The sequence below is a fragment of the Salinactinospora qingdaonensis genome, from assembly GCF_039539445.1.
Lineage (GTDB): Bacteria > Actinomycetota > Actinomycetes > Streptosporangiales > Streptosporangiaceae > Salinactinospora > Salinactinospora qingdaonensis.
This window is the reverse complement of the sequence record NZ_BAABDD010000048.1, coordinates 1-21,741: the sequence shown is the minus strand read 5'-3', so window position 1 is coordinate 21,741 and position 21,741 is coordinate 1. Positions and strand designations below refer to the sequence as shown.

Genomic DNA, 21,741 nt, shown 5'->3' with positions numbered 1-21,741 from the left:
CCACCGCGTCGGCCGAGCGTTTCGGGGGTGCCGCCCAGCGCCCGCGTGTCCACAGGACGTGATTGCAACGGCTGGGGCCATCCGGCGGGCGTTAACCGTGGGAGGGAAGTCACAATTGAGACACTGAGGCGCACGGGAGTCGCCGGTGTGGCTCAGGAGACCGTCGCCACGGCGATGCGGGCCGGCACCGCGGGCCACGAAACGGCGTAGGCGACCGCACGGATGGGAGACGAACACCACATGGAGCCTGACCGGGTACTTGAGGGGCTTGATCCGGAACAGACGCAAGCGGCGCGAGCGTTGCGCGGGCCGCTGTGCATCCTGGCCGGCGCGGGAACCGGTAAGACTCGCGCTGTCACACACCGCATCGCCTACGCGGTGGCCAGCGGTGTCGTCACCGAGCAGCAGGTGTTGGCGGTGACCTTCACCACCCGGGCTGCCGGAGAGATGCGTGGCCGGTTGCGCGGCCTCGGCGCCCCTCGGGTGCAGGCGCGCACCTTCCACGCCGCGGCGCTGCGCCAACTGTCCTACTTTTGGCCACAGGTCGTCGGCGGCCCCACGCCCACCCTCATCGAGAGCAAGGCCCAAGTGGTGACGCAGGCCGCACGCGCCTGCGCGCTCCAGCTCGACCGTACCGGGCTGCGCGATGTCGCCAGCGAGATCGAATGGGCGAAGGTCACCCAGGTCCGGCCGGCCGACTACGAAGCGGCCATCGCCAAGGCCGGCCGCGCCGCCCCGATCGCCGCCCGTGACATGGCCCGCGTCTTCGACGCCTACGAGGAGCTGTGTCGGGAGCGCAACCTGCTCGACTTCGAGTCGGTTCTGGAGTTGACCGCGGCGATGCTCAACGAGCACCCCACGATCGCCGAGCAGGTCCGCGCCCAATACCGTTACTTCGTGGTCGACGAGTTCCAAGACGTCAACCCCCTGCAAAAGCTGCTGCTCGACGCCTGGCTCGGGGACCGCGACGACATCTGCGTGGTCGGTGACCCCAACCAGACCATCTACTCCTTCGCCGGCGCCACCCCCGCCTACCTCACCGGTTTCTCCGCGGCCTACCCCCACGCCACCGTCGTGCGGCTCGTGCGCGACTACCGCTCCTCCCCCCAGGTGGTGGGGGTCGCCAACGGGGTCCTGCGCCATGCGCGGGGCGAGACCGCCCGGCACCGCATCGAGCTGCTGGCCCAGCGGCCTGACGGTCCCGATCCCTCCTACACCGAGTATGACGACGAGCCCACCGAGGCCACGTCTGTGGCACGCCGGATCGTCGCCCTCATCGACGCCGGCGTGCCGGCCCGCGAGATCGCCGTGCTGTTTCGGGTCAACTCCCAGTCGGCCAACTACGAGCAGGCGTTGGCCGACGCCGGCGTGCCCTTCACGGTGCGTGGCGGCACCCGCTTCTTCGATCGGCCTGAGATCCGGCACGCGGTGCACACCCTGCGGGGGGCGCGTCAGGGCAGCAACGCCGACCATCCCGACGAGTCGCTGGTGACGGCGGTACGACATCTGCTCGCTCCGTTGGGGCTCACGCCCGAGCCGCCAGAGGGGCGCCAGGCTCGGGAGAAGTGGGAGTCGCTGGCGGCCCTGGCTCAGCTCGCCGAAGATGTCGCCGCTGCCCGTCCCGGCGCGACGATGGGTGACTTCGTCGCCGAGTTGGAGGCGCGGGTGGCCACCGAGCACGCCCCCGAGTTCGAAGGCGTCACCCTGGCTTCGCTGCATTCGGCCAAGGGCCTGGAGTGGGACGCCGTGTTCCTCGTCGGTCTCACCGAAGGCATGCTGCCGATCGTCTACGCCGAGACCCCCGAGCAGTTGGAGGAGGAGCGCCGCCTGTTCTACGTCGGCGTTACCCGCGCCCGGGAGCACCTCGCGCTGTCATGGGGGCTGGCGCGCTCGCCCGGTGGCCGGAAGAGCCGCAAACCCTCCCGGTTCCTGGACGGGCTCCGGCCGGCTTCGCCCTCGTTGGCCAACCAGCGTGAGGGGCGCCGTACTCGCCCGACCGCGGCGCAGTGCAGGATCTGCGGCGCCACCCTGCTTGAGGCGGCAGAGCGCAAGCTGCGCCGGTGCGCGGACTGTCCCGCCGACTACGACGAGGACCTGCTGGAGCGGCTCAGGGAGTGGCGCCGCGATACCGCTGCCGAGCAACAGGTGCCGCCCTATGTCGTGTTCACCGACGCCACCTTGCGCGCCGTGGCCGAGCACGTGCCCCAGGACAGTTCCCAGTTGGCCCGCATATCCGGTGTGGGAGCGGTCAAACTGCAACGTTACGGTGAGGCGGTCCTCGCATTGTGCGCGGGAGATAGGCCCGCGGGCGGCAACGCCGACGCCACGCAGGGAAGAGGGACGACGCAGTGAACGAGAGAACGCCCCAACAGGCCAGCGCTACCGATACGCCCCCTGAGACGCAGTCCCCGGAAGAGTTGCTCGCGACGTTGGATCTGGAGCGCATCGAGGTCAACATCTTCCGGGGGCGCAGTCCCGATGGCGGTCCGCAGCGCGTCTTCGGTGGTTTGGTCGCCGGACAGGCACTCGTGGCTGCCGGCCGCACAGTGCCTGCCGAACGGCACGTGCATTCGCTGCACGCCTACTTCATCCGCCCCGGAGACCCATCGGTCCCGATCGTCTACAACGTCGATCGGGTCCGTGACGGGCGTTCCTTCACCACCCGGCGCGTGACGGCCGTGCAAAACGGCAAGGCCATCTTCACGCTCTCGGCCTCGTTCCACCGCACCGAGCCCGGAATCCGCCACCAGGCCCCGATGCCCGACGTCGCACCTCCTGAGGAGCTGCCCACCATGCGTGAGCGGCTGTTCGAGGCCTTTGGCAAGGTTCCGATGTTCGCCTCTTGGCACCCCATCGAGATGCGCCCCGTGGGGCCACTGTCGTTTGAAGCTGAGCGGGACCCGACCCTGCGGACGACCGAGAATCTGATCTGGCTCAGGGTCAACGGCACACTGCCCGACGACCCGATGCTGCACGTGTGCCTGATGACCTATGCCTCCGACATGACACTGCTCGATACGGTACTGCTCGCCCACGGCAGAACCTTCTCGGGTGTCTCTATGGCCAGCCTCGACCACGCCATGTGGTTCCACCGCTCCTTCCGGGCCGACGAGTGGCTGCTCTACGCCCAAGAGACCCCCAGCGCCGAAGGGGGCCGTGGCCTCGGCCGCGGGTTGATCTACACCCGCACGGGAGAACTGGTCTGCTCTGTGGTGCAAGAAGGGCTCATCCGGTTCGTGGAAGACGACCAGTACCGCGGGTGAGCCAGTCGTTCCATAGTCCTGACCTTGCCGTTTCTGCAAGCGTGGCCGCTGGTTCGCCGATCCCCGTTCGCAAGCTGGCCGATCGCGGCCAATTTCGCAGGTCAAAAATAGGTTGCCCCCGGCAGTAGACGCGCCTAGTCTTGACGCCGTCATGTTCGCGCCAGCCGCGGGATCGGCTCCCGCTGGCTTCCTTAGGAGAGGAGGTGCTCCGATCAAATGCTGAGCAGGAATATCGATGTCCTGTTGCGTGATGGTGCCTGGAGCGCCGAGCGCGGCAGTGATGTGCGTGTCGCCAGCGGATTCCACTATGCCGGACCCCACATTTGCCGGGGGCCCCGGCGTTTCCTCACGCCCGGTGAACCGATCGCTCACCGGGTGCAATGGGCGGCGATGAGCCGGCACCGCACCGAAATCGAGCTCGCAGCACCCCAGCGTCCCATGGACGCAGTGGGGGAACGTGCACGGAGAACACCGGTCTGATCTTCCCGACCGGCTGATCATCCCGTGGCCGCGGTCCCTCACAGGGGCCGCGGCCTTTTCAGTGTCCTGCCCTCCCGTTTCTCGCATGTTGCTCGAGATCGGTCACCGCAGGTCCCGACGCAGGTCAAGGCCCCACAATCCCGGATGCCCGTCCGGATGCCCATGCCGCCTACCGCGTTGAACACATGACAGGGATGACAGGGAGGACACCGATGCTTGCGTCGGTCCTGGAAGCTCCGTGGCTAGGGGAGGTGGAGGTTCCCTGCCGCTCGAATCCGGACCTCTTCTTCGCCGAGGCCCCCGCTGAGGTCGAGGCTGCCAAGGCGGTCTGCGCCGAGTGCCCCGTGCGGGAGCAGTGCTTGGCCGATGCGCTGGAGCGGCGGGAGCCGTGGGGTGTTTGGGGCGGGCAACTGCTCGTCGCCGGCAAGGTCGTGGCCCGCAAGCGTCCGCGGGGCCGTCCTCGTAAAAACGCCGCTCCGGTAGCCGCCTAAGTCCGCGCCCGATGGCTGCCCCACGGGCTCTCGCCAGGCGAGGCCCGTGCCGACCCTTGGCCCACCCGTTCCACGCGCCACACCCCGATATGAGGGAAAGATTTCTGATGAACCAGTACGAAGCGCGCTCGATCACTCCCCGACGCGACGCCGACCGCGAGTTGCAGCGCCGCCGGATCAACGCCCGCCGCCTGCGTCGGGCGATCCACGGCCCCCGCCGCGCGGCACGGCGGGCCACGGCGCCGCCGTCACGGCGTCCCGGCCCGTCGCGCCCGGGCTAGCCACCCGGATGGCTCCCGAGAGCTGTGGATGGGGGTGTTCACCTTTGAGGCTGCCGAGCGAGCGCAGCGAAGAAGGTGCGAGCGACGGGAAAGCCGCCACCCCCGCTCCATACCGCAACGGGCGGCATCGTCTGTGGCGCCTGTCGACCATCGGTCGCAGCCCGGCGCGCCGAAAAACACGGCGGTCTTTCTGAGGCCGGCGCCTTCGGCCACGGCCACATCGGCATCGGGCTGTGGTACGAGGAGGGGCGGCTGCCGAGGTAAGTGGCCGTATCCGGACATGCTGGGGCCGATCGGCCCCAGCATGCCCGGTGTCGCGGCCCCGCATGGGGCCCACTGCCAGAAGTCCTAAGGCTCACAAAAGGAATTTTGGTAACAAATGGCGTCATCCACCCCCTGTGGTGGCTGTCAACTCTGGGCTAACGTAAATTTGTGGCTCTTAACCCACGAGTTGAGGTGCGGCGCAGCTCCCGTCGCCGGCGGACCGTGTCCGCCTACCGCGATGGGGACAAGACGGTCGTCCTCGTGCCCGCCAGCTTCTCCCACGCTGAGGAGAAACGGTGGGTGGACCGCATGCTGGAGCGGTTGCAGGCCCGGGAGCAACGGCGCAGGCCCAGCGATGACGCTCTCCAAGCCCGCGCGCTGGAGCTGGCCGAACGCTACCTTGACGGCAGAGTCACTCCCACCAGCGTCCGCTGGGTCGACAACCAGAACACCCGCTGGGGCTCCTGCACCCCCGCCGACGGGTCCATCCGGCTCTCTCGCCGGCTGTCCGGCATGCCCTCCTGGGTCGTCGACTACGTCTTACTGCACGAGCTGGTGCACCTCATCATCCCCGGTCACGGCCGAGAATTCTGGGATCTCGTGCGCCGTTACCCCAAGGCCGAACGAGCTCGCGGTTACCTGGAAGGCGTCGCCGCCGCCCCGCGGCTGGGCATCCTCTCTGAAGACCAGACCGAGGCGGCGGCTGACGACGCTGAGAACGATGCGGATTAGGCTCTGTTTTTGGAAGGGGCGGTGAGGGCAGCCGGTGGGCAAAACGGGCGAGCGCCTCCACTGTCGCCCATAGGCTGCTGAGATCGAGGCACGAGCGAACGAAAACACTCCCACGGCCGCCGCCCCAGCGGTTCGAAAAACAGACCCTAGCCGGTCAACCGGCGACAACGCAGCCGGGTACCGCCATAGGGGCCACCGCCGCCTCCCCGGCGATGGTCGTGTCGCGGCGAGTGGAGCCGAGCCATGCCGACCGGCCCGGTACCGTCGAAGGTGCTCATGAGCCCCGCCCCGCGGAAGGACAACAACGTGAAGCGTACGGCTGCCGTGCTCGTCACCCCCACCACCGGCGCGGCTCCGCCGCCGGGGGTCGATGCGGCCGACTACGCTTCCGCTCTCGTCGAGGACACCTATGATCTCGTCTCCGGCTTGCGCCTGTGCGATGCCGCGGTGATCGTGTGGGGCGCTTCCGAGGATGGCGCGCTGGTCGAGCGCGCCACCCGGATCGAGGAGCTGACCTGGCCCGGCACACCGGTTCTACCTGTGGCGGGCGCTCCCGCCGCGCGACGGAGTCTGGAGGTCCTGGCCGAGAACGGTGCTGAGGAAGCCGTGCTCGTCGCCGCCGACGCGCCCGACCTCCCGCCGCTGCTGATCGGCAAGCTGTTTCGCGCGCTGGGCACCGCCGACATCGCCGTGTCACCGGCCCAGGGAGGCGGCCTCACGGCTCTGGCCGCTCACCTGCCGCCCCCGGCCTGGCTTGCGGACACGGGCCTCGACACACCCGAGGCGATGGCAGCCCTCGCCGCCGGCCGGCCCACCCGCCGCGCGCTGGGAACCGCCCCGGGCTGGCACCGGCTGCGCCAGCCCGCCGACGTCGCCCACCTCGACCCGGGCCTGGAAGGCTGGGACGCCACCCGGGGCCTGCTCTCTGCCCGCTAGGTTCTGTTGTTCGAACGGCTGGGGTGGGGCGTCGGCTCGTGCCGCGATCGCTGCGCGATCTCGCCAACCCGCGACGCGGCAGCGGACGCACTCACCCGCTGCGCCCACCGCCTGTCCCCGCCGCTTTGGCCAAAACAACAACCTAGCTGCGAGAGCGGTCGGCGGCGCTTGGCGACGGGGCGCAGCGCTGCGCCCCGTCCATGGTCGCTACCGCTGTTGCGGCGGCCCGCACAAGGGCCTGGCACGCCTCGTCGGAAGGGTGGGGCAATTCGTCGATATCGAACCAGCCCAGATCGACCGACTCCGCGTCGTCGCGGGTGAGCGCCGCGCCGTCCGGCGCGACGGCGGCGAACTGCACATCGAGGTGCCAAGAGCCGCCACCGCAGGGGACCGCATGGCGATCCAGCCGTACCGGCTCGGGCAGCAGGCGCAAATCGGCGATCCCCGATTCCTCCGTGGCCTCCCGAAGCGCGGCTGCCTGTAGCGAGGGGTCGTCCTCGTCACAGTGCCCACCTACCTGGAGCCACTTGCCGAGCTTGCGGTGCAGGGTGAGCACCGTGCGCCGCCCTGAGGCGGTCATGACTGCGGCGCTGGCGGTCAGGTGCCCGGGCAGACACGACCGCCACATGGCGTCCGAGTAGCGGTCAAGGTGGTCCAGGTACGCGCGGCGCAGCTTCTCTTGCTCTGGGTCAGGTGCGCTCCACGTGGCCAAAAGCGCGTGGGCGTGGGCGTGGAGGCTCAATCGCCGCCGTCCTCGTCCCGACCGCGGCTCTCGCCTCCGGCGTCGTCGGTGAACTGGGAGATGTCGATGTCCTCGGCCTCGGTGCGGCTACGGATGAAAGCGTCGGGATCGTCGAGGTCGTCACTGGAGGGCATGAGGTCGGGGTGGGCCCAGACCGCGTCGCGGCCACTGATCCCTTGGGCCTCGCCCAACGCGGTCCACAGTGCCGACGCCTCGCGCAGCCGCCGCGGGCGCAACTCCAGCCCCACCAGCGTGGCGAAGGTGTGCTCGGCCGGTCCTCCGGTGGCCCGCCGTCGCCGGATCGCTTCCGCCAGCGCCGGGGTGTAGGGCAGCCGGTCGGCCACTGCCGCGTCGACCACGACCGACACCCAGCCTTCGATCAGGGCCAACGCCGTCTCTAGGCGGGCCAGCGACGCTTTTTGCTGTGGCGTGTCGCGCGGCTGGAACAGTCCCTCGCCGCCTTCGCTGCCCGACAGCACTTCCTGTAGCGCTTCGGGATTGGCCAAATCGATTTGGCCAAGCTTTTCCTCCAACCCGCTCATGTCGAACGACATGCCGCGGGCGTACTCCTCGACCAGGTTGAACAGGTGCGAGCGCAGCCATGGGGCGTGGGCGAACAGCCGGTGGTGGGCGGTTTCGCGCGCCGCGATGTAGAGCCGTAGCTCCTCCTCGGGCAGTTCCAAGCCCGAGCCGAAGGCGGCCAGGCCGGCGGGCAGCAGCGCGGCCCGTCCCTCGCCGGCCAGCGGCAGCCCCACGTCGGTCGAGCCCAGCACCTCGCGCGCGAGCTCGCCAATGGCTTGACCGGCCTGCTGCCCGACGAGCATTCCGCCCATCTGGCGCACCATCCCCAGCAGGGGGCCGGCCATGGAGGCCATCTCCTCGGGCATGTTCTGCCCCATGGATTCCACGATCCGGGCGGTGAGCGGCTCGCACAGCCGCGACCACGTGTCCATGGTCCGCTCGACCCACTCCGAGCGGCTCCACGCCTCCATCGAGTGCACACCCGACGGGAACGACGTGGCTTCGTTCAGCCACAGGTCGGCTAGGCGCAGGGCCTCCTGCACCCGCGAGTACTCGATCACCCCCACACTCGGGTCACCCTGCTCGGTCAGGCTGTGGCGTGCGAGGTTCTTTGCCATGTCCCAATTGATGCCGCTGCCCGTGCTTTCGCCGGACGAACTCTGCGACGACATCATGTCGGCGAACTGGCGCAGCATCTGCGCCATCTGTTGCGGGTCACCGAACGGGAAACCGCCCGGCATACCCGGGAACTCCCCGCCTGCTCCGCCACTTCCGGAGCCGGACTTTCCCGAGCCCCGGCCCGACTCGTCGTCGGGGTCGTTCGGCATGCTGAAACCAAAAGGTGGGTCACTCACGATCAGACCTCAGGCAGGATAGGAATGTCTCCACTGTCACGTTAGCTGGGAGCCGCCCGGAGTGGATACTCGATTCGGTCAGGTTCGCGCAGAGCACAGCGGGCCAGGCGCGGGACTGGTCGTTGCGGTCACGGGAGCCGCCACGGGAGTCGGGCGCTTGCTCGTCGAACGTCTGGCCACCATCTCGGGTTCCGAGCGGGAGCCGCGGATCTCCAAGGTCGTCGCTATCGACGGGGAACGGGGCGACGTCGAAGGGGTCACGTGGCGCGTCACCGACGCGCGCGACCCCCGGTTGGCCGGCAAGCTCGCCGAGGTCGACGTCCTCGTACACGCCGATGACGACCGTCGCATAGATTCCTCCCCGCGCGAACGGCGCGCCTACAACATCCGTGGGGCCCAAACCGTGTTGACGGCGGCTGCGGCCGAGCGTGTGCAGCGCGTGATCCTGCTCACCAGCACTATGGTCTATGGTGCCGACCCGGCCAACCCCATCCCCATCAAAGAGTCCGCGCCGGCCCACCCCCAGACGGGGGCGAGCTTGCTCGGCGACTTCGCCGAGATCGAGGAGTTGGCCGTGCTCTCCCGGCGCGCCCACCCCGGCCTTTCGGTCACCGTCGTCAGGCCCGCCCCCCTCGTCGGCCCCGAGCTCGACACGCTGCTGAGCCGTCACTTCTCCGCGCCGCGCCTGCTCGCCGTGAAAGGCTGTGAGCAGGCGTGGCAGTTCTGCCATGTCGAGGATCTCGTCGACGCGCTGGCCTTCGTGGTCGCTGCGGGCGTCGATAACGCCGAGGGCGTCATCGCCGTGGGCAGCGACGGGGCGCTCAGTCAGGCCGAGGCGTGCCGGATCGCCCAGTTGCGCGAGTTCGAGGTGGCCCCCGAGTTGGCCTTCAGCTCGATCCAGCGCCTGCACCGGAGGCGCCCCGCTCCCGACAGCGAACTGAGGTTCCTCGTCTACCCGTGCGTGGTCGACTGCGCTACCCTGCGCGATGCCGGTTGGCGCCCCGCCTACGACAACAGCGAGGCGCTGCGCGAGCTGCTGGAGGCCCGCAGCGGCAAACCCGCCTTCGTCGGCCGCAGTCTGGGGCGCAAGGAGGCGACGATCACCGCGGCCGGCGCCGCGGGCGCCGCTGCCGCCGCGATCGGCACCGCAGCGGCGGTGCACCGGCTGCGCCGGCGCAGAAGGGACTGACCACGCCCGCTCCAACGGCGCGTCATCCCGACTGTGGGACCGACTTGGTAGCGTCGGAGTGTGGATCCCATAGCCCTCGCTGAACTGCGTGCGGCGCCGCTCTCGATCGACGAGGTTCTCGCCGCGGTCGGTGACCCTCGTGCGGGCGGGACGGCGTTTTTCATCGGTACAGTCCGCGACCACGACCACGGGCGTGGCGTCACGGCCCTGTCGTACTCGGCCCACCCCAGCGCCGCCTCACAGTTGCGCCGCGTCATGGAGAAGGTCCTGGCCGACACCTCCGCCGACGGCCGGCCGGTCTGGCGGGTGGCGGCGCTGCACCGCGTCGGTGATCTCGCCATCGGCGACACCGCCGTTGTCGTGGCCGCCTCGGCCGCCCACCGCGAGGAGGCCTTCGCCGCGTGCCGCCGACTCATCGACGACATCAAGGCTGAGGTGCCGATCTGGAAACACCAGAACTTCACCGACGGCGACAGCGAGTGGGTGGGGGCCTGCTGACACCGCTGTCACCGCCGCGGTAGGCGGTACGGTCTCGCCTGCGGCCCTACGGTGGCGTCGGCGGATCGCTTCGGCGAGAGCGGGGCAGCACCCCAGCAGCCACGAAACACGTTTAGGCTTGCCCACATGTTGCGTCGCGCGGTGACTCTTATTGTTGCGGCCGTGCTCCTCATCGGGTTGGCGGTTGGCGGCATGTACTTGCCCGTTCCCTATCTCATCGCCTCTCCCGGCATCACGGTCGACACGCTTGGCGAGCAGGACGGCGAGAGCGTCATCCAGGTCGAGGGCCACGAGAGCTACGAGCACGAGGGCGGGCTGTCCATGGTCACCGTGCAGTACAGCGGTGGTCCGAGTGCACGCATGGATTTGTTCTCCGCGCTGAGCGCATGGCTGTCGCCCAGCCAGGCCGTGCTGCCGGAAGAGGTGCTCTACCCGCCGGGCCGCAGCATGGACGAGATCGCCGAAACGCAGAGCCTACAGATGGACGACTCCCAGGAGTTGGCCACAGCCGCGGCGTTCAACCAGCTCGGGATCGACTACGAGGTCAGCGCGGTCGTCGTCTCCGTCAATGACGGCATGCCCGCCCAGGGCACGCTCAAGGCCGAGGACCGCATCACCCACGTCGACGGCGAACCGGTCGCCGACAAGGAGGAGGTCGTCGCCGACGTGGGCGACCGGCAGCCCGGCGAGCCGGTGGAGCTCACCATCGTCAGGGACGGCCAGACGCGCGAGTTCACCATCGAAACGACCCAGTCCGAGGAGGGCGGTCCCATCATCGGCGTGATGGTCGGAAACGACATGCGGTTCCCCTTCGAGGTCGACATCAGCGTGGGCGACATCGGCGGCCCAAGCGCGGGCATGATGTTCGCTCTGGGGATCATGGACCATCTCAGCGAGGAGGGCCTCACCGGCGGTCACCGCATCGCCGGCACCGGAACCATCGACGCTGATGGCGATGTCGGCGGGGTCAGCGGCGTGGAGCAGAAGATGGTCAGCGCCCAGCGCGCCGACGCCGAGTACTTCTTTGTCGCCGCGGAGAGCTGCTCGCAGACCTTCGACTCCGCGGCTACCGGCGAGCTCAAGGTCATCAGTATCGAAAAGCTCAGCGACGCCACCGCGGCCCTTGCGGCTATCCGCACCGGTGAGGGTGTAGCCGACCTTCCCCGCTGCGAGTGAGGTTCAGCCGTCGTCCTCCAACGTCAGTGCCAGCGCTGAGGTCAGGTTGGGGACGAGGTCGGTCCCGTTGAGGACGTGCTCCTCACTGTCGTAGGCGCGCATGCGCACAGCCGAGTAGCGTTCCCCGTCGCGCAGCACTCCGGCGACCATCCGGACCTCTTCGGTGGCGGGCCGTCCCTGGCCCGCTGCCCCGTTCGCCTCGCCGTCGGGCCGGGCCGAGTCGGCGGCTCCGTCCACCCCCTCCATGCCGGCCATCTCGTTAGAGTCCTTGGCCACCAGGCCCTCCATGACCAGCGCACACCCTGTAACCGCTTCGGGCCAGGCCATGCGGCCCAAGGCGGCGTCGATCTCCATCTCCTGCGGGAGAGGTTCTTGTTCGACCGGCGTCAGGTCCCCCTCGCTGACAGGCTGAGATATGCCCAGAATTTCGGCCAGGTGCGGCTCGCGCTCCAGCAGGTCGCTCGTCGCCACCAGGGCGTAGACCCGCGGCGCTTGATCCCACCCCTGCTCGGCCGCGTGGCGCTCCAGTTCCATCACGGCATCACGAATATTGAAAGCCATCTCTCCAGTGTCGCCGACCACCACGTGCCCTCGCACACCGGCGGCCGTGGGCTGTTCTCGCGGCGACGCGGAGGACCACGAGCCCACCACCTGCGAGTAAGCTCCAACTTTCATGGTCTGCGACCTCGCAGCCAGCGGCGGCTATGGTGCGGTGCCGAGTAGGGTCGTGGCGGTGGCACCGGCTCTTCCCGCCCCGGCGCGACCACGCCGATACGGGACCGATGTCATCTCGACATGCATCGGCGCGTGGTTCCGGGAACCAATGGCGCCGTTCCATAAGTTGCCAAGACAAAGGACGCCCCATGTCCGCATACCCGACCATCAACAGCCATGACGAGGGGGAGGCGTGAGTATCCGAACGCCTGGCGCACCCAACGCGCGTATGCCTCGTCGATCGCGGCTTGTCGCGCCCATCGCGGCGGCCGTGGTCGTCATCATTGCAGGAATCATGCTGGCCGCGAACTTTTGGACCGATTACAAATGGTTCGAATCGGTCGGCTTTACCTCGGTCTTCACCACAGAGCTACGCACGCGAGCGCTGCTGTTCGTCGGTGCCGGCCTCGTGATGGCGCTGATCGTCGGGGCCAGTATGTACTTCGCCTACCGGATGCGGCCGGTCTACCCGCCCTTCCTGGAGCAACAGGGGCTCGACCGCTACCGCGCCTCGGTAGATCCGCACCGCAAGCTCTTCTTCTGGGGTATCGTCGGCGGGCTCGCCCTGCTGACGGGCGCCTCGGCGGGCTCAGACTGGCAGACCTACCTCCAGTTCGCCAACGCCACCGACTTCGGTGCCACCGATCCTCAGTTCGGGATCGACCTCTCCTTCTACACCTTCGTCTACCCCTTCCTTCGGGTCATTCTGGGCTACCTCTTCGCCGCTATCATCATTGCCTTCATCGCGGCGGTCATCGTCCACTACCTCTACGGCGGGGTTCGCCTACAGCCCCAAGGCCAGCGCGCCACCCCTGCCGCGCGCGTGCACCTCTCAGTGCTGCTCGGCGTCTTCGTCCTGCTCAAGGCCGCCGCCTACTGGCTCGACCAGTACGGGCTGGTGTTCTCCGAGCGCGGCTACGCCTTCGGTGCCTCCTACACCGACGTCAACGCGGTGCTGATCGCCAAGATCATCCTCTTCATCATCGCCCTCGTCTGCGCGGCACTGTTCTTCGCCAACATCTACTTCAAAAACGCCATGGTCCCCATGGTCAGCCTGGGGCTGCTGGTGCTGTCGGCCGTGCTCATCGGCGGCATCTACCCCGCCATCATCCAGCAGTTCACCGTGCGCCCCAACGAGCAGCGGCTTGAGTCGACCTACATTCAGCGCAACATCGACTCCACGCGCGCCGCCTACGGCCTCAGCGACACCGAGGACCAGACCTACGACGCCCAGACCGAACTCACCCAGGAGCAACTGGTCCAAGAGGCGTCGACCATCCCCAGCGTGCGCCTGGTCGACCCCTCGGTCGTCTCCCAGACCTACCAGCAGACCCAGCAGGTCCGCGGGTTCTACCAGTTCCCCAACGTGCTTGAGGTCGACCGCTACCCCACGCCCGAGGGGGGCACTGTCGACACCATCATCGCTGCGCGCGAGCTGGAAGGACCGCCCGAAGGTCAGGACAACTGGCTGACGCGCCACCTCGTCTACACTCACGGCTTCGGCATCGTCGCCGCGGCGGGCAACCAGGTCGACGCGGAGGGCCGCCCCGTCTTCACCGAGTACGGCATCCCGCCCAAAGGCGAGCTGTCGCAGGTCAGCGACGGTTACGAGCCACGCATCTACTACGGCAACGAAGGCGCCGAATACGTCATCGTCAACGCCGAACCCGAGTACGACTACCCGCTCGACGCCAGCTCCGAGGACGTCCCCACCACCGAGGACGCCGCCACACCGACCCCGCTGGCCTCACCCACTCCCGACAGCGCCCAAGCGCCCGCCGGAAACAGCGAGGAGGGCGAGCAGAGTCCCACGGGCGAGGAGAGCCCCGCCGAGGAGGAAGGCGGTGGCGCTACCGGGGGCGACTCGGGCCAGGCCACCAACCACTACGCCGGCGACGGCGGAGTGGGCATCGGCGGCCTGTTCGACCGCATCCTGTACGCGGTCAAATACCAGGAACCCGACATCCTGCTCAACAGCGCCATCAACAGCGAGTCGCAGATCCTCTACGAGCGCGACCCCGCCGACCGCGTTGAGAAGGTCGCCCCGTTCCTCACCGTCGACAGCAACCCCTACCCGACCGTCGTCGACGGCCGGATCAAGTGGGTCGTTGACGCTTACACCACGTCCAACGGCTACCCCTACTCCAACCCCATCGACCTCGCCGACGCCACGACCGACACCTTCACTGAAGGCAACAACACCGTCGACGCACTGCCCGGCAACGAGGTCAACTACATCCGCAACTCCGTCAAGGCCACAGTCGACGCCTACAACGGTGAGGTCACGCTCTACAACTGGGACGACCAGGACCCCGTTCTCAAGACCTGGTCCAAGGCGTTCCCCGACATCCTCACCTCCAAAGAGGACATCAGCGACCAGTTGATGAACCACCTGCGCTACCCCGATGACCTGTTCAAGGTGCAGCGGGAGATCCTGAAGCGCTACCACGTCACCGACGCCAACGCCTTCTACGGCGGGCAGGACTTCTGGAACGTGCCCAGCGACCCCGCCCAGGACGGCAACAACCCAGAGCCGCCCTACCGGCAGACGCTGCGCTACCCCGGTGACGACGCGCCGACGTTCTCCCTCACCTCCACCTTCGTGCCGCAGAACCGCGAGAATCTGGCGGCGTTCATGGCGGTGGACAGTGATCCGACGTCGGAGACCTACGGGCAGGTGCGTCTGCTGGAGCTGCCGCGCAGCACCGTCATCCTCGGCCCTGGGCAGGTGCAAAACGAGTTCCAGGCCGACGCTGCCGTGCGTGAGGTGCTGCTGCCGTTGGAGCAGAGTTCGGCGCAGGTCACCTACGGCAATCTGCTCACCCTGCCGTTCGCCGGCGGCTTGCTCTACGTCGAGCCGCTCTACGTCCAGGCCGGTGGCGGCGACAACGCCTCTTACCCGCTGCTGCAACAGGTGCTCGTGGGCTTCGGTCAGGAGGTCGCCATCGGCAGCAACCTCCAAGAAGCCCTGAACAACCTGTTCGAGGGCGGTGAGGAGCCGCTGCCCGAAGGCGAGGGCTCCGAGGAGAGCCCGCAGCAAGAGGAAGGCGAGGGAGGCGCCCCCTCGGGTGACCTCGCCACCGCTCTTGAGGACGCCGCGGCGGCCTACGAGGAAGGCCAGCAGGCGCTTCAGGACGGCGACTTCGCTGCCTACGGCGAGGCCAATCAGAAACTCGAAGAGGCCCTCCAGCGAGCTGAGGAAGCAGCGCAGGGCGGCCAAGAGGAGCAGCCCGAAGAGGAGCAGCCTCAAGAGGAGTCGGGCGGCTGATTAGCCCCGCGCGCCTGTAACGGGGCGTGCCCGGATGGGGAACCATTTTCTCCTCACCCGGGCACGCTCGGCGGGCCCCACAGCTCGCCCGCGCCGCTGATTTGGTTTCGCGCCGGTGAACCGCTATTGTGGAGACATCGACGCGGGGTGGAGCAGTTCGGTAGCTCGCTGGGCTCATAACCCAGAGGTCGCAGGTTCAAATCCTGTCCCCGCTACCAGACGAGGGTCTGTCGTTTCCGAGATTTTTCATTGGAAACGACAGACCTTTTTCGTGTTTTACGCGACCTCCCTTTTTGAGGAGGGGACGCAAGCCGCCCATGTCCGATGACAATGCGGCGCGGCGCGGTTATGAGTGCGTTTTGGTTCCCGGTGGTCGGTTCGCTCGGATGCGCCCGCATCGGCCGTGTCTCGCCGAGAGCCCTGAGCAACGTCCCTGCTGAGCTACAGTGCGGGCCCTCCCTGTGCTGCCGCCCCGGGGGTACAGCGGCATGGTGACCAGTCGCACGTGCGGCGCACGGGATCATCGATTTGCATAGCAGCGCCGTGCTCTTTAGTGTTGAAGACACATCGACGCGGGGTGGAGCAGTTCGGTAGCTCGCTGGGCTCATAACCCAGAGGTCGCAGGTTCAAATCCTGTCCCCGCTACCAGACGAGGGTCTGTCGTTTCCGAGATTTTTCGTTGGAAACGACAGACCTTTTTCGTGTTTTACGCCAACTCGTGGTGGCGTAGTGTTTCGCGCTCGCCTGTGCTCACGGTCCCGCTCTAGCGGTCCCCAGCCTCGCCGCCACCCACCGTTGTACCCGCTGGCCCCACCTCCCGCTGTTGGAGGCCTCCTCCCCGCTCGGCAGCTCCGCGCCACTAGCCGCGGACGGCGGCTAGGTTGTTGTTTTGGCCAAAGCGGCGAGGACAGGCGGTGGGCGCACGCGGGTGAGTGCGTCCGCTGTCGCGTCGCGGGTTGGCGAGATCGCGCAGCGATCGAGGCACGAGCCGGCGCGGCCCCCGCCTCAGCCGTTCGAAAACAGAACCTAAGGCTTTGCCATCGGCGCACGGAAGCGGCAGCCCCCGCCACCGGGTCAGGTCAGCCGCAGCGGCGTCGGCCCCCCATTGAGCTGGGTCAACGCCGCGTCATGCAGGGCACCGTTGCTGCACACCAGCGCTCCGCCGTCGGAGAAAGCGCCGGCGCGCAGGTCCGTGGCGCGCCCACCTGCCTCCTCCAGGATGATCGGTAGGGGAGCGGCGTCCCACAGCGACAGTTCAGGCTCGGCTGAGATGTCGACTGAGCCCTCGGCGACCATCACGTGCGACCAGAAGTCGCCGTAGGCGCGCGTGCGCCACACCGACCGAGTCAGTCCCAGGAAGGGCTCCAGGCGGTGCTGTTCCTCCCACCCCGTCAGCGACGAGAAGGACAGCGAAGCGTCCGCAAGCTCAGTGATGCCTGAGACCTGGCAGCGGGAGGCTTTGGTGAGGCTGCGCCCCGTCCAGGTCCCTCCTCCTTTGGAAGCCCACCAGCGGCGGCTGAGCGCCGGGGAGGAGACCAACCCCACGACGGGCCGGTCGACCTCCAGCAGGGCGATCAGGGTTGCCCACACCGGGACACCGCGTACGTAGTTCTTTGTGCCATCGATCGGGTCGAGTACCCACAGGCGGGGACTGTGGCCGGTTTTGCCGTATTCCTCACCGAGTACGGCGTCCCTCGGTCGTGCCCGCGACAGCACGCTTCGCAGCGTCTCCTCGACCGCCCGGTCGGCTTCAGTCACCGGTGTGAGGTCGGGCTTGGTGTCGATTTTGAGGTCCAGATCCCGGAAGTGCTTCAGCGAGATGTCATCGGCCGCGTCGGCGAGGACGTGGGCGAGACGCAGGTCGTCGTCAAAGGCCGCCATGCCGCGTAACGCTACCTGGTTCGGTCTGTTCCCACCCGAACGCCACCCCTGCGTGACAGGAGTGTTAGCCGGCGAACCCCCCGCTTACCCGGTCCGGTTCCCCCACGGCAAGGCGTTGCACGTGCCACCATAGGGCTATGACTCGTGTCAGCGGGGATGGCCGTCCTGCCGGACAGCGGTCCGGGCGCGGTGTCAGGGAGCGTCTGCTGGACGCCGCCTACACCGAGATCGTCGCGGGCCGGTGGGCGCGCATGCGCATGGCTGACATCGCGGGGCAGGCCGGTGTGTCACGGCAGACCCTCTACAACGAGTTCGGCACTAAAGAAGGGCTGTTACAGGCGGTCGTGCTGCGGGAGGGGGAGTGCTTCCTCGACCATGTCGTGGCCATCCTGATGGAGTACCAGAGTGAGCCGGTGCGCGCGGTCGGCCAAGCGACGCGCTGGACATTGACCGCCGCGGCCGACAATCTCCTCCTGCGGGCCATCATCACCGGTGACACTGAGCTGCTGCCGGTGCTCACCACCCGCGCCCAGCCGATCCATGTGGCGTTGGGGGAGCGGATGGCCGCGTTTTTGCTCGAGCGCTGGCCGGAGTTGGGAGACTTGGCCGCGACTGTGGCGGAGGTCTCACTGCGGCTCACGATCTCCTACGTGCTGTTGCCTAACGATTCCGAGCGGGCCGCCGAGCATGTCGAGACAGTGGTGGGAAGCATGCTGCGGGAGGCGGGGCAACAGGCCAGCCTGCAACGTTAGCCGTCCCAGACCACGCTGCTGCCCGACCGGCTCTGGCGCGCGCTCCCACGAGTGCCGTGTCACTTCCCGTAGTGATATCGCCGACTACGACGAGTTGGAAGTTTCCTTTCCGGGGGCAGTCATGAGACTGATTGGCTGTGAGTGAGACGACGCAAATCAACTATTCCGACCCGGTGCCCCCGGTGTTCCTGTTCGACCTCGACGGCACCCTCATCGACAGCGTCTACCAGCACGTCATCGCCTGGCGTAACGCGCTTGCCGAACTCGACATCGACCTGTCGGTATGGCGGATTCACCGCCGTATCGGTATGAGCGGCGGCCTGTTCGTCGCCGCTTTGATCCGCGAAACGGGCGTCGAGCTGACGGCGGAGCAGGCGGCCTCGTTGCAGCGTGCCCACGCGCGGGAGTATCTGAAGCAGCACGCTTCCGTCCGTCCGCTGCCTGGCGCCGCGGACTTGCTGCATACCCTGACTGAACGCGGCGTTACCTGGGCGATTGCCACGAGTGGGCGCCGGGAAACGGCGGGCTCGGCTTTGGAGCTGCTCGGGCTGCCCGAGGACACCCCGATGATCACCCGTGATCTGGTGCGGCACGCCAAGCCTGACCCTGATCTTTTTCTTGCTGCGGCGGCGCGACTCAACGTGGACCCTCGCCACACGATGATCGTGGGAGACAGTGTCTGGGATTTGTTGGCGGCGCGGCGGGCCGGCGGCTTGGGGATCGGTCTGCTGTCGGGCGGCTACGGTCGGGAGGAGTTGGAGCGCACCGGCGCTTACCGGGTTTACACCGACCCGCGTGACATGCTGGAGCGTCTCGACGAGATCGGGGTACGTAGTCCTGCGGTGACGGAGTAGGGGCAGTGGCACCGGTGGCCAGCCGGCGAGGGGGCTCAGTTCACGGTTTCTTCGCGGCTGGCCAGGAGTCGCCGTAGCGAGTTCACGCGCGCTGGGTCGAGGTGATTTTGCGCTGTCTCGGTGTCGAGGGCGCAGCCGGAAGCCGCTGTGGTGTGCGAGCAGCCGGGCGGGCATTCCGTAACGGTCTCGGCCAAGTCGGGGAAGCCCGCGATCACGTCGTCGGGTTGGACGTGGGCGAGGCCGAAGCTGCGCACGCCTGGCGTGTCGATGATCCAGCCGCCTTCGATGGGTTGGGCGACTGCTGACGTGGAGGTGTGGCGTCCTCGACCGGTCACAGGGTTGACGGTGCCGATGGCGCGTTCGGCTTCGGGGACGAGCATGTTCACCAGCGTGGATTTGCCCACTCCGGAGGAGCCGACGAGGACGCTCAACTTCCCCGAGAGGTGGGAGCGCACCTCGCTGATGTCGCCGTCTTTGCGCATGGTCACGGCGGGTACGCCCAGCGCGGAATAGGTGCTGCGGAGTTCGTCGGGCGCGGCGAGGTCGGATTTTGTCAGGCACAGCAGCGGGGCGAGTCCGGCGTCGAAGGCGGCCACTAGGCAGCGGTCGATCAGCCGCGGCTGCGGTTCGGGGTCGGCGAGGGAGACGACGATGACGAGTTGGTCGGCGTTGGCGACGATGACCCGTTCTACTGGGTCGGTGTCGTCGGCGGTGCGGCGCAGCACTGAGCTGCGTTCCTCGACGCGGACTACGCGGGCGAGGGTGTCGGGCAGGCCGGAGAGGTCGCCGACGAGGGCTACGCGGTCGCCTACGACGATGCTGCCGCGTCCCAGTTCGCGCGCTTTCATCGCCACGACTGAGCGGTCGCCTACTAGGCAGTGGTAGCGCCCCCGGTCGACGGCTGTCACGAACCCCTGTTCGGCGTCTTCGTGTTTGGGTCGGCGCCGGGTACGCGGTCGCGAGCCGCCGCGTGCCCGAACCCGGACATCGTCCTCGTCGAGGTAGCGCCGCCCCCCTTTCATGCCACGACCTCGCCCCACAGCGCGGGAAAGTCTGGGAGTGTCTTGCCTGTGGTCGCGATGTTTTCCACTTCGACCCCGGGCACCGCCAGCCCGATCACGGCGCCTGAGGTGGCCATGCGGTGGTCGTCGTAGCTGTGGAATACGCCGCTGTGGAGGGGAGCGGGGTGGATTGTCAGACCGTCGGCTAGTTCGGTTGCGGCTCCGCCTAGCGCGTTGATCTCGGCGACCAGTGCGGCGATGCGGTCGGTCTCGTGGCGGCGCAGGTGCGCCACTCCGGTCAATCGGGAAGGTGTGGCCGCCAGCGCCGCGACCGCCGCGATGGTCGGGGTCAGTTCTCCCACTTCTCGCAGGTCGGCGTCGATACCGCGGATCTCGCCGGAGCCGCGTAGCGTCAACCCGGCGGCGTCGAAGGAGACCTCGCCGCCCATGCGGGTGAACAGTTCCCGGAGCGCGTCACCGGGCTGTGTGGTTTCGCGCGGCCAGTCGCGCACGGTGACGCTGCCGCCGGTGACCAGCGCGGCGGCTAAGAATGGGGCGGCGTTGGACAGGTCGGGTTCGACGACGATCTCTTCGGCGCGCACCGTGCCCGGGGCCACACGCCACATCTGGGGAGTGGAGGTGTCGACTTGGGCGCCCATGTCGCGCAGCATCGCCACTGTCATGTCCAGGTGCGGTTGGGAGGGGATCGGCCCGCCCTCATGGCGCACCTCGACGCCCTTGTCGAACTGGGGGGCGCTGAGCAGCAGTGCTGAGACGAATTGGGACGACCCGGAGGCGTCGAGGGTGACCGGGCCGCCGTGCACCGTTCCTCGTCCGTGGATGACTAGGGGGAGCGCGCCCCGCCCTCCGTCGTCGATGTCGACGCCCAGCGACCGCAGCGCCGCCAGCAGCGGCCCAACGGGCCGCTCGCGCGCGCGAGGGTCGCCGTCAAAGGACACGTCACCGTTGCAGAGCGCCGCCAGCGGCGGCACGAAACGCATGACCGTGCCGGCGTTACCCACGTCCACTGAGGTGGGGCCGCGCAGCGCGGCAGGGGTCACCGACCAGTCCTGTCCGGCGTCGGTGAGCTCGGTGCCCAACCCCCGCAGCGCCGCCGCCATGAGTTCGGTGTCGCGGCTACGCAGGGGACGGCGGATGACACTGGGCGTCTCAGACAGCGCGGCCAGGACGAGCGCGCGGTTAGTCATCGACTTGGAACCGGGCAGGCTCACCGTGGCGTTTAGCGGGCCGGTAGCGGTGGGCGCGGGCCAGTGGGGCGCGGAGTTAGGCATGTCCACAGGGTAGCCCGGAAGCACTCGGGGAAGCGGCTTTCCACAGGCCGGCCGCGCCTCTGGTTAGTTGAGCGCCCAGGCCACCAGTGGGTGGAGGTAGCTCGGGGATCGGTGCTGGGGATCAGGAACCGAAGCCGCAACGTGGGGCGGCGAGGGCCGGGTGACTGGGGGCAGGGGGCGGTGCTGGCCGTTGGGGTTTCCGGCGGCGACGCAGGGCGGCGACAGCAGCCGGTGGGTGGGGTGGCGGGTGGGATCGCCCGTGGGGGTGCTGGTGGCGGGGGCGGGTGGTGGCTGGGGCCTCGAGTTGTCGGTGCTGCTGGCTCGGGCCTCATTGTCGGTACTGCTGGCTGGGGTTTCCGGCGGCAACGTAGGCGGCGACAGCAGCCGGTGGGTGGGGTGGTTCGGAGACCGGTGCTGTGCGTTGGGGGGCCGGTGGCGACGTTGGGCGGTGAGGGTAAGTGGTGGGTGGGGGTGGTGGCGGGGTGGTTTCGGTTGGGGGTGGGTCTGTGCACGGTGGGAGAGGGGCGGTGGTCGGGGCATGATCGCCACGA

At 68.3% G+C, this 21,741-nt stretch carries 18 protein-coding genes, 2 tRNA genes and 1 pseudogene; 14 read left to right on the top strand and 7 right to left on the bottom strand.

Annotation, left to right across the window (positions count from 1 at the left end):
* Positions 1 to 240 precede the first annotated feature (240 nt).
* The 6 genes from ABD848_RS24075 (at position 241) to ABD848_RS24050 (ending at position 6,447) form a co-directional block, all read left to right on the top strand.
* Positions 241 to 2,352, top strand: coding sequence for an ATP-dependent DNA helicase UvrD2 (locus tag ABD848_RS24075; protein WP_344977202.1), 2,112 nt, complete (start codon positions 241 to 243; stop codon positions 2,350 to 2,352).
* A gap of 65 nt (positions 2,353 to 2,417) precedes the next feature.
* Entirely contained in the window at positions 2,418 to 3,263 is an 846-nt protein-coding gene (gene tesB / locus ABD848_RS24070; RefSeq protein WP_344977199.1) for an acyl-CoA thioesterase II, read from the top strand.
* 692 nt (positions 3,264 to 3,955) lie between these two features.
* Positions 3,956 to 4,234, top strand: coding sequence for a WhiB family transcriptional regulator (locus ABD848_RS24065; RefSeq protein WP_344977183.1), 279 nt, complete (start codon positions 3,956 to 3,958; stop codon positions 4,232 to 4,234).
* A 107-nt stretch (positions 4,235 to 4,341) separates the two neighbouring features.
* Positions 4,342 to 4,515, top strand: a complete 174-nt coding sequence (locus tag ABD848_RS24060) for a hypothetical protein (protein WP_344977180.1) — start codon at positions 4,342 to 4,344, stop codon at positions 4,513 to 4,515.
* 432 nt (positions 4,516 to 4,947) lie between these two features.
* Positions 4,948 to 5,511 (top strand): M48 metallopeptidase family protein, encoded by a 564-nt coding sequence (locus tag ABD848_RS24055; RefSeq protein ID WP_344977177.1) that lies wholly within the window; start codon positions 4,948 to 4,950, stop codon positions 5,509 to 5,511.
* A gap of 306 nt (positions 5,512 to 5,817) precedes the next feature.
* Positions 5,818 to 6,447, top strand: coding sequence for a DUF2064 domain-containing protein (locus ABD848_RS24050; RefSeq protein WP_344977174.1), 630 nt, complete (start codon positions 5,818 to 5,820; stop codon positions 6,445 to 6,447).
* A gap of 142 nt (positions 6,448 to 6,589) precedes the next feature.
* Here the strand turns inward: ABD848_RS24050 and ABD848_RS24045 are convergent, their stop codons facing one another.
* Positions 6,590 to 7,189: an NUDIX hydrolase gene (locus tag ABD848_RS24045; RefSeq protein WP_344977172.1), complete on the bottom strand. Its 600-nt coding sequence runs from the start codon at positions 7,187 to 7,189 to the stop codon at positions 6,590 to 6,592.
* Positions 7,186 to 8,538 carry a zinc-dependent metalloprotease gene (locus ABD848_RS24040; protein ID WP_344977169.1) on the bottom strand — a complete coding sequence of 451 codons (1,353 nt, stop codon included), beginning with the start codon at positions 8,536 to 8,538 and terminating at the stop codon, positions 7,186 to 7,188. Before ABD848_RS24040 ends, ABD848_RS24045 begins: the two co-directional genes overlap by 4 nt.
* Before the next feature lie 88 nt (positions 8,539 to 8,626).
* On the opposite strand from ABD848_RS24040, the gene ABD848_RS24035 reads away from it, so the two are divergent.
* The 3 genes from ABD848_RS24035 (at position 8,627) to ABD848_RS24025 (ending at position 11,428) form a co-directional block, all read left to right on the top strand.
* On the top strand, positions 8,627 to 9,754 hold the full coding sequence (locus ABD848_RS24035; protein ID WP_344977166.1) for an NAD-dependent epimerase/dehydratase family protein: 1,128 nt from the start codon (positions 8,627 to 8,629) through the stop codon (positions 9,752 to 9,754).
* Between the two features lie 60 nt (positions 9,755 to 9,814).
* Positions 9,815 to 10,252: a molybdenum cofactor biosynthesis protein MoaE gene (locus tag ABD848_RS24030; RefSeq protein ID WP_344977163.1), complete on the top strand. Its 438-nt coding sequence runs from the start codon at positions 9,815 to 9,817 to the stop codon at positions 10,250 to 10,252.
* A gap of 126 nt (positions 10,253 to 10,378) precedes the next feature.
* Positions 10,379 to 11,428: a YlbL family protein gene (locus ABD848_RS24025; protein WP_344977160.1), complete on the top strand. Its 1,050-nt coding sequence runs from the start codon at positions 10,379 to 10,381 to the stop codon at positions 11,426 to 11,428.
* A 3-nt stretch (positions 11,429 to 11,431) separates the two neighbouring features.
* On the opposite strand, the gene ABD848_RS24020 is transcribed toward ABD848_RS24025, so the two are convergent.
* The gene (locus ABD848_RS24020; RefSeq protein ID WP_344977157.1) at positions 11,432 to 12,103 is read right to left on the bottom strand and encodes a PPA1309 family protein; all 672 of its coding nucleotides are present in this window, start codon (positions 12,101 to 12,103) and stop codon (positions 11,432 to 11,434) included.
* 268 nt (positions 12,104 to 12,371) lie between these two features.
* Here ABD848_RS24020 and ABD848_RS24015 point away from each other — a divergent pair, with 268 nt between their 5' ends.
* The 3 genes from ABD848_RS24015 to ABD848_RS24005 all read left to right on the top strand — a co-directional run bounded on the left by ABD848_RS24015 (position 12,372) and on the right by ABD848_RS24005 (position 16,058).
* Positions 12,372 to 15,410 (top strand): UPF0182 family membrane protein, encoded by a 3,039-nt coding sequence (locus ABD848_RS24015; protein WP_344977154.1) that lies wholly within the window; start codon positions 12,372 to 12,374, stop codon positions 15,408 to 15,410.
* Between the two features lie 141 nt (positions 15,411 to 15,551).
* Positions 15,552 to 15,628: transfer RNA gene (locus tag ABD848_RS24010), tRNA-Met, on the top strand.
* Between the two features lie 353 nt (positions 15,629 to 15,981).
* A tRNA-Met gene (locus ABD848_RS24005) sits at positions 15,982 to 16,058 on the top strand.
* A gap of 426 nt (positions 16,059 to 16,484) precedes the next feature.
* On the opposite strand, the gene hisN is transcribed toward ABD848_RS24005, so the two are convergent.
* The gene (hisN, locus tag ABD848_RS24000) at positions 16,485 to 17,291 is read right to left on the bottom strand and encodes a histidinol-phosphatase (protein WP_344977151.1); all 807 of its coding nucleotides are present in this window, start codon (positions 17,289 to 17,291) and stop codon (positions 16,485 to 16,487) included.
* A gap of 137 nt (positions 17,292 to 17,428) precedes the next feature.
* Here hisN and ABD848_RS23995 point away from each other — a divergent pair, with 137 nt between their 5' ends.
* Entirely contained in the window at positions 17,429 to 18,043 is a 615-nt protein-coding gene (locus ABD848_RS23995; protein WP_344977148.1) for a TetR family transcriptional regulator, read from the top strand.
* A 137-nt stretch (positions 18,044 to 18,180) separates the two neighbouring features.
* A complete protein-coding gene (locus ABD848_RS23990; RefSeq protein WP_425567694.1) occupies positions 18,181 to 18,897 on the top strand; it encodes an HAD family hydrolase in 717 nt (238 codons plus the stop codon).
* Positions 18,898 to 18,932: 35 nt separating this feature from the next.
* Here ABD848_RS23990 and rsgA read toward each other — a convergent pair whose 3' ends face one another.
* The 3 genes and pseudogenes from rsgA to ABD848_RS23975 form a co-directional block, all read right to left on the bottom strand.
* Positions 18,933 to 19,919 carry a ribosome small subunit-dependent GTPase A gene (rsgA, locus tag ABD848_RS23985; protein ID WP_344977143.1) on the bottom strand — a complete coding sequence of 329 codons (987 nt, stop codon included), beginning with the start codon at positions 19,917 to 19,919 and terminating at the stop codon, positions 18,933 to 18,935.
* Positions 19,916 to 21,190, bottom strand: coding sequence for a 3-phosphoshikimate 1-carboxyvinyltransferase (gene aroA / locus ABD848_RS23980; protein WP_344977140.1), 1,275 nt, complete (start codon positions 21,188 to 21,190; stop codon positions 19,916 to 19,918). Before aroA ends, rsgA begins: the two co-directional genes overlap by 4 nt.
* Before the next feature lie 63 nt (positions 21,191 to 21,253).
* Positions 21,254 to 21,741: pseudogene (locus ABD848_RS23975) on the bottom strand (hypothetical protein); the annotation flags it as partial.

Excerpts from the sequence above, each read along its gene's own strand:
- ABD848_RS24075 (WP_344977202.1), top strand. The coding sequence starts at position 241 with ATGGAGCCTGACCGGGTACTTGAGGGGCTTGATCCGGAACAGACGCAA.
- ABD848_RS24065 (WP_344977183.1), top strand. The coding sequence starts at position 3,956 with ATGCTTGCGTCGGTCCTGGAAGCTCCGTGGCTAGGGGAGGTGGAGGTT.
- ABD848_RS24060 (WP_344977180.1), top strand. The coding sequence starts at position 4,342 with ATGAACCAGTACGAAGCGCGCTCGATCACTCCCCGACGCGACGCCGAC.
- ABD848_RS24040 (WP_344977169.1), bottom strand. The coding sequence starts at position 8,538 with ATGCCGAACGACCCCGACGACGAGTCGGGCCGGGGCTCGGGAAAGTCC.
- ABD848_RS24025 (WP_344977160.1), top strand. The coding sequence starts at position 10,379 with ATGTTGCGTCGCGCGGTGACTCTTATTGTTGCGGCCGTGCTCCTCATC.
- ABD848_RS24020 (WP_344977157.1), bottom strand. The coding sequence starts at position 12,103 with ATGAAAGTTGGAGCTTACTCGCAGGTGGTGGGCTCGTGGTCCTCCGCG.
- ABD848_RS24015 (WP_344977154.1), top strand. The coding sequence starts at position 12,372 with ATGCCTCGTCGATCGCGGCTTGTCGCGCCCATCGCGGCGGCCGTGGTC.
- hisN (WP_344977151.1), bottom strand. The coding sequence starts at position 17,291 with ATGGCGGCCTTTGACGACGACCTGCGTCTCGCCCACGTCCTCGCCGAC.
- ABD848_RS23995 (WP_344977148.1), top strand. The coding sequence starts at position 17,429 with ATGACTCGTGTCAGCGGGGATGGCCGTCCTGCCGGACAGCGGTCCGGG.
- rsgA (WP_344977143.1), bottom strand. The coding sequence starts at position 19,919 with ATGAAAGGGGGGCGGCGCTACCTCGACGAGGACGATGTCCGGGTTCGG.
- aroA (WP_344977140.1), bottom strand. The coding sequence starts at position 21,190 with ATGCCTAACTCCGCGCCCCACTGGCCCGCGCCCACCGCTACCGGCCCG.